Origin of the sequence: Streptomyces oryzae (genome assembly GCF_017676365.1) — a bacterium.
Lineage (GTDB): Bacteria > Actinomycetota > Actinomycetes > Streptomycetales > Streptomycetaceae > Streptomyces > Streptomyces oryzae.
Genome location: NZ_JADKMA010000084.1, coordinates 23151 through 29667, shown reverse-complemented (window position 1 = coordinate 29667; position 6517 = coordinate 23151). Strand labels below are relative to the sequence as shown.

Annotated in this window: 6 protein-coding genes; 2 read left to right on the top strand and 4 right to left on the bottom strand. The window is 71.0% G+C overall.

Features of this window, described 5'->3' with window-relative positions:
- Together ITI46_RS17815 and ITI46_RS17810 are read right to left on the bottom strand one after the other, a co-directional pair.
- Nucleotides 1-925: serine/threonine-protein kinase (locus ITI46_RS17815; RefSeq protein ID WP_209240604.1), on the bottom strand; the 925-nt coding region annotated here is incomplete at its 3' end.
- 61 nt (nt 926-986) lie between these two features.
- Nucleotides 987-1322 (bottom strand): DUF5955 family protein, encoded by a 336-nt coding sequence (locus tag ITI46_RS17810; protein ID WP_307808219.1) that lies wholly within the window; start codon nt 1320-1322, stop codon nt 987-989.
- A gap of 211 nt (nt 1323-1533) precedes the next feature.
- Between ITI46_RS17810 and ITI46_RS17805 the strand changes: the two genes are divergently transcribed.
- Together ITI46_RS17805 and aceB are read left to right on the top strand one after the other, a co-directional pair.
- Nucleotides 1534-2160 carry a nucleotidyltransferase family protein gene (locus ITI46_RS17805; protein WP_307808218.1) on the top strand — a complete coding sequence of 209 codons (627 nt, stop codon included), beginning with the start codon at nt 1534-1536 and terminating at the stop codon, nt 2158-2160.
- A 288-nt stretch (nt 2161-2448) separates the two neighbouring features.
- A complete protein-coding gene (aceB, locus tag ITI46_RS17800; RefSeq protein WP_209240598.1) occupies nt 2449-4077 on the top strand; it encodes a malate synthase A in 1629 nt (542 codons plus the stop codon).
- An 82-nt stretch (nt 4078-4159) separates the two neighbouring features.
- On the opposite strand, the gene ITI46_RS17795 is transcribed toward aceB, so the two are convergent.
- Nucleotides 4160-4831 (bottom strand): GOLPH3/VPS74 family protein, encoded by a 672-nt coding sequence (locus ITI46_RS17795; RefSeq protein WP_209240597.1) that lies wholly within the window; start codon nt 4829-4831, stop codon nt 4160-4162.
- Nucleotides 4832-4938: 107 nt separating this feature from the next.
- Nucleotides 4939-6468, bottom strand: a complete 1530-nt coding sequence (locus ITI46_RS17790; protein ID WP_209240596.1) for a YfcC family protein — start codon at nt 6466-6468, stop codon at nt 4939-4941.
- Between the last annotated feature and the right edge of the window lie 49 nt (nt 6469-6517).

The following is a 6517-nucleotide window of genomic DNA, read 5'->3' as shown; positions in this document are numbered from 1 at the left end:
GGGCCTGGGGCGGTGCGGGTGCCGCCGCGCGGTGGGTGATGTCCGCGGCCACGGCGGACGGCAGCCAGTCGCCGGGCCGCCGCAGCTGGGTGTCGCCGGAGGCCGTCTGGCACATCCGCAGGATCTCATCGAGCTCCGGCCGGTCCTCCGGCTTCTTGGCAAGAGCCCGGGTGACCAGCCCGCTCAGCTCGTCGGGGAGACCGTCCAGCGCGGGCTCGGCGTGGACGATGCGGTACAGCACACCGTGCGAGGTGCCCTCGCCGAAAGCCGGGGTGCCCAGCGCCGCGTACGCCGCGATCTGGCCCAGCGCGAAGATGTCCGTGGCCCCGCTCACCCGCTGCCCCTCGGCCTGCTCGGGCGCCATGAACGACGGCGTACCGATGGTGACCCCGCTGCTGGTGAGCGAGGTGGCATCGGCGGCGCGGGCGATACCGAAGTCGATGACACGCGGCCCGTCCTCCGCCAGCAGCACATTGGAAGGCTTCAGATCCCGGTGGACGATGCCCGCCTTGTGGATGACCTGGAGGGCCTCCGCGATCCCGGCGACCAGGAACAGCACCGTGGACACCGGCAGCCTCCCGTGCGCCGTCACCGCCTCAGCAAGTGACGGCCCGGGCACATAGGCCGTCGCCAGCCAGGGATACGGCCCCTCGGTGTCACTGTCGATCACCGGCGCCGTATACAACCCCTGCACCCGCTCGGCAGCCCGCACCTCCTGCTGGAAACGGCGCCGGAACTCCGGATCCTCGGCGAAGTCCGGCCGGATCACCTTGATGGCGACAGGACGCCCGCCCGGGGTGTAGGAGAGATACACCTTCCCCATGCCACCCGCACCGAGACGGGCCGCCAGCCGGTACCCGGCGACCGAGGTGGGATCGTCCTCCGCGAGCGCGGTGAAGACCTCCGCTGCCGCTCCGTCAGACATGAAACACTGCCCCCGATGTGGTCGTCGCCCGTCAAGACGATCAGACAGTACCCGGAAGGGCTCAACTGGTCGGGCGCGGGCCGCTGCCGAAGAGTTCGACGGCTTCGCGGACGCCGGCGAGCGGCAGCGCGAGCGCGCTGACCGAGCCGACGGCGGCGGCGAGCAGCAACAGGGAGTGCCGCAGCTCTTCCGCGACGGGTGCTCCCGAACGGACCGACGCGGCCAGCGCCTCCAGCCCCCGCTCGGCCTCGCGCCGGTCGCGCAGCTCGGCGGGGTGCGCGTCCAGCGCCCGCCGCATCCGGTGGACGGCGCGGCCCAGCGCCTCGATGCGCGGGTCGGCACCGGTGTCGTGCCCGGCGGCCACGGTCCGCCGTTGCCCCACAGTCTCGCTTCGCACTTTCTCCCCCCACATGGGATGTCCCGCGGCGCGGAGCGCGGGATTACCGCTTTCCTCCGAGGAGTTGGCAGCTCCTGTCGGAGATTCCGACAGTAAACGCCACTCTACGCGTGTGGCGCCACACGGAATGCGAGATTTCAGGGTGCCTTTTCCGATGATCGTCCCCAAGGATGACGGTTGGCTCCCCCCTACGTGCGATATCCATGGACATGTGACGCAGAGGGAACAGGGCTCCGACAGCCGCGTGCGCGACACGGCTCCGCGAGTGGCCGGGCTGCTGCTGGCCGCCGGTGGCGGGCGACGGCTGGGAGGGCGCCCCAAGGCCCTGCTCCCGTATGCGGGGCGGCCACTGGTGGAACACGCGGTGCAGGTCCTGCGGGAGGGCGGCTGCACACCGGTCCACATCGTCCTGGGCGCGGCCGCCGAGGAGGTACGGAGGACCGCACGGCTGCCCGGCTGCGTTCTGGTCGACAACCCCGACTGGGCGGAGGGGATGGGTGGTTCACTGCGGGCCGGCCTGGAGGCGGTCTCCGGGGCCGACGCAGTGCTGGTCTCCCTGGTGGACCAGCCCGGCATCGGCGCGGCGGCCGTGGCCAGGGTGCGGGCCGCGTACCGCTCCCCCGCCACCCTCGCCGCCGCGACATACGAGGGCCGCCGCGGCCACCCCGTGCTGCTGGGCTCCGCGCACTGGGAGGGCGTCGCCCAGAGCGCACAGGCGGACACCGGGGCGCGCAGCTATCTCCGCGAGCGGCAGACCGAGTTGACCCTCGTCGAGTGCGCCGACATCGCCGACCCCGCCGACATCGACACCCCGCAGGACCTGCACCGGCTGCGGTAGGCGGGGTTTCTCGCTCCGGCGCGTGGAGGGGGCGCCGGGTGGCACCCGAGGACAGTGGAGTGGCTGGTTCCGGGGGTGGAGCGGCGTGAGAGATATCTCGACGTCAACAAACTCTTGAAGTTCCACTATGAGGAAACTAATCTCCACTGATCAGAAGCACCTTCCTGTCCCGAAGGTGCTCATGACCGCGTTCCGCGCGCCCGGCGCGGCACGCGGCACCCGGTGCCGCCCCGCGCCGCACATCGCCCGGCGGCCGCAGTTCACCGCTTGTCGAAGGAGTGACCCACCATGTCCGCACCAGCGCCCTCCCCGCTGGAAATCGTCGGCGTCGACCCCGGGCAGCGGCCCGCGCGGCAGGACGAGGTTCTGACCGGTGCCGCGCTCGAGTTCGTGGCCGCGCTGCACCGCAGGTTCACCCCCCGCCGGGACGAGCTGCTGGCCCGCCGCGCCGAGAAGCGCGCCGAGATCGCGCGTACGAGCACGCTGGATTTCCTCCCGGAGACCGCTCACGTGCGCGAGGGCGACTGGAAGGTTGCCGACTGCCCGCCCGCGCTGCTGGACCGCCGGGTCGAGATCACCGGCCCCACCGACCGGAAGATGACGATCAACGCCCTCAACTCCGGGGCACAGGCGTGGCTCGCCGACTTCGAGGACGCCTCGGCGCCCACCTGGGAGAACGTGATCGGCGGCCAGCTCAATCTGACCGACGCCTACGAGCGGCGCATCGACTTCACCGACGAGCGCTCCGGAAAGAGCTATGCGCTGCGCCCCGCCGAGGAGCTGGCCACCGTCGTGGTCCGGCCGCGCGGCTGGCACATGGACGAGCGGCACCTGGTCTGCAACGGGCGGCCGGTGCCCGGCGCGCTGGTCGACTTCGGGCTCTACTTCTTCCACAACGCGCAGCGCCTGCTCGACCTGGGCAAGGGCCCGTACTTCTACCTGCCCAAGACCGAGTCGCACCTGGAAGCGCGGCTGTGGAACGAGGTGTTCGTCTTCGCGCAGGACTACTGCGGCATCCCGCAGGGCACCGTCCGCGCCACCGTCCTGATCGAGACGATCACCGCGGCCTACGAGATGGAAGAGATCCTCTACGAGCTGCGCGACCACGCCGCCGGGCTGAACGCGGGGCGCTGGGACTACCTCTTCTCCATCGTCAAGAACTTCCGGGACGCGGGCTCGCGCTTCGTGCTGCCCGACCGCAACGCGGTGACGATGACGGCGCCGTTCATGCGCGCCTACACCGAGCTGCTGGTGCGCACCTGCCACAAGCGCGGAGCGCACGCCATCGGCGGCATGGCCGCGTTCATCCCGTCCCGCAAGGACCCGAAGGTCAACGAGGTCGCCTTCGAGAAGGTCAGGGCCGACAAGGACCGCGAGGCCAAGGACGGCTTCGACGGCTCCTGGGTGGCGCACCCCGACCTGGTGCCCGTCGCCAAGGCGTCGTTCGACGCCGTACTGGGCGAGCGCCCGAATCAGAAGGAGCGGCTGCGTGAGGACGTGCATGTCAAGGCTGCCGACCTGATCGCCGTCGACTCCCTGGAGGCCCGTCCGACCTTCGAGGGCCTGCGCAACGCCGTGCAGGTGGGCATCCGCTACATCGAGGCGTGGCTGCGCGGCCTGGGCGCGGTGGCCATCTTCAACCTGATGGAGGACGCGGCGACAGCGGAGATCTCCCGCTCCCAGATCTGGCAGTGGATCAACGCGGGCGTCGTCCTGGACACCGGCCGGCAGGTCACCGCGGAGCTGGCCCGGCAGGTCGCGGCCGACGAACTCGCCGCGATCCGCGAGGAGACCGGCGAGGACGCCTTCGCGGCGGGCCGCTGGCAGGAGGCCCACGATCTGCTGCTGCGGGTGGCACTCGACGAGAAGTACGAGGACTTCCTGACCACTCCCGCGTACCAGATGCTCCGCGGCTGAGGCCGTCGGGCGGCCTCTGGATGTGGCCGCCCCAGCCCCTGTGCCGACACCCCGCGCCCCTGACGGGGCGCGGGGCTGCGTTTCACATGGTGGCCACCGTCGTCGCCGCAGTGGTGGCCGTCATGACGGCGACCAGGACCGCCTCCATGTTCTTGATGGCCTCGCGGATGTCCTCGGTGACCCACTGGCCCTCGGCGATGGCCTCCATCCGCGGGGCCACCTGCTTGCGGGGGACGCTCGGGAAGGCGACCCCGTGGAGCCGCGCTGCGTGCAGCAGGGCGATCAGCCCGGTGGTGCGCTCGTCCGGTTCCGCGCCGTAGCGGACCACGTCCTCCAGCCGGTGCCGTAGCTCGCGCTCGGCCGACCCGTCCACCTCGGGGAAGCGGCGGGTGGTGAAGATGCCAAGCGTGCGGCGTTTGTGCTCGACGACGATGCCCCGTTCGCAGAGGCGCTCGACGGCGGCGTCGAGCGCCTTGGGCTGGTCCTTGGCGAGCCAGTCGCCGACCTTGCACTTGGCATCGCGCGCGGCCCATTCGGCGATCTTCGCGAGACGGCCGTCCAGCAGTCCGTCGCCGGTCGGGGTGGGGTCGGTCACCGTGAGCCGGCCGTCGATGACGGTCACTCGTCCGGCCAGCGTCAGGTCCAGCAGGACGCCGCCCGCCACGGCCCACCCGGCGGCTGAACGGCTCTTGGCGGCGCCGGTGTCGTCCTCGAGCGCCAGCAGCGTCACTTCCTCACCCAGTGTGACCGGCATGAGTCCCCCTTCACCCGTCCCCGTACTCATCCGGATTCCGCTGCCCACCTTCGAACGCGGCAAACCTGGCCGACCGGCCCCTGCTCAGCCGGCGAGCCCGTGCGCTCTCAGGTGAGCACCGCGCCCAACGCGACGAACCCCGTGATCAGCAGCGCGAGCAGACCCAGCAGCGGAACGGTGAAGCGCAGATAGCGGTCGTAGCCCACCTTGGCGAGGGAGATGCCGCCCATGACGACGGCGGTGGTGGGCACCCACAGATTCATCCAGCCGCTGGCCGCCTGCCAGGCGGTGACCACGACCGCGCGCGAGACGCCCGCGAAGTCGGCGAGCGGCGCCAGGATCGGCATGGCCAGGGTGGCGTGTCCCGAGGTGGAAGGGATGAGGAAGGCGAGGGGGAGATTGACGACGAAGATCATCACGGTGAAGAGCGCCGAGGGGACCCCGCTGACCGCCCCCTCGATCGAGTGCAGCAGAGTGTCGGTGATCTTCGCATTGTTCATGATCGCCGTGACCCCGCGGGCCAGCACGATCACCAGCGCGGGCGAGGCGAACTCGCCGACTCCGCGGACGAAGGTACTGGTGAACCGCTGCTCCCCCATCCGCGCCAGCAGCCCCACCACAATCGCCGCACAGATGAACAGCGCCGCCAACCGCGGGAAGGACCAGCCCAGTTCCCAGTCGTACGGGGTGGCGTCGGCCTCCCCGGTGAACGCGCTCGCCCAGGGGATCACCGAGAAGATCATGAAGGCGAAGACGAGGGCGACCGTCAGCAGGATGAGCTTGTGCCGCCCGGTGAGCGGCGGCGGCTCGTCCGCGTCGCTGCGCACGGTCCCGGCCTCCCGGTCGCCGGGCCGGTAGCCGGACAGGGAGCGTTCGGGGCGGTCCCGCACACGGCGCGCGTACCGTACGACGTAGCCGATGGTGACCGCTGTCAGCACCAGCCACATCAGCGCGCGCAGCGCGATCCCGTCGCCCAGCGAGATGTCAGCGGCCGAGGAGGCCACACCCGTGGCGAAGGGGTTGACGGTCGAGCACAGCACCCCGACACCGGCGCCCAGGATGATGGTGCCGGTCGCCACCATCCGGTCGTATCCCAGCGCGAGCATCAGCGGCACGAGCAGCCCGTAGAAGCCCAGGGTTTCCTCCGCGAACCCCTCCACGGTGCCCAGCAGCGAGAAGACCAGCATGATGCCGACGATCAGCAACGCACCCCGGTCGCGCAGCCGGTGCGCGAGCCGGCCGATGCCGCGGTCCATGGCGCCGGTGGAGAAGACGACGGTGATGAAGGCCCCGATGGCCAGTACGAAGAAGAAGACCCCTGCGGCGCCGTAGAGTTCGCCGGTCAGGTCAGGGCCGACCCGGCCCGTCCGGCTGTCCTGCACGCCGTAGAGACCGTTGACCGGGGACAGGAACAGCTCGTCGAACCGGTCCAGCACGCCGAGTCCGGAGGGCTCACGCCGGTAGGTGCCCTGCCGGGGCGCTCCGTCGGCGCCGCGCTCGTAGCTGCCGGACGGGACGAAGAACGCCACCACCCAGACGAGCAGCGTGACGATCGCCAGCACCGTCAGCGCGCTCGGGAAGGTGAACCCGCGCTGCTGCTCGGCCTCTCGGGACTCGGAGTCGGCCTCGGTCGGCATGCCGCGCGCCCCTTCCTCGGTCACCTGTAGGGCGAAACGCAGCATAACG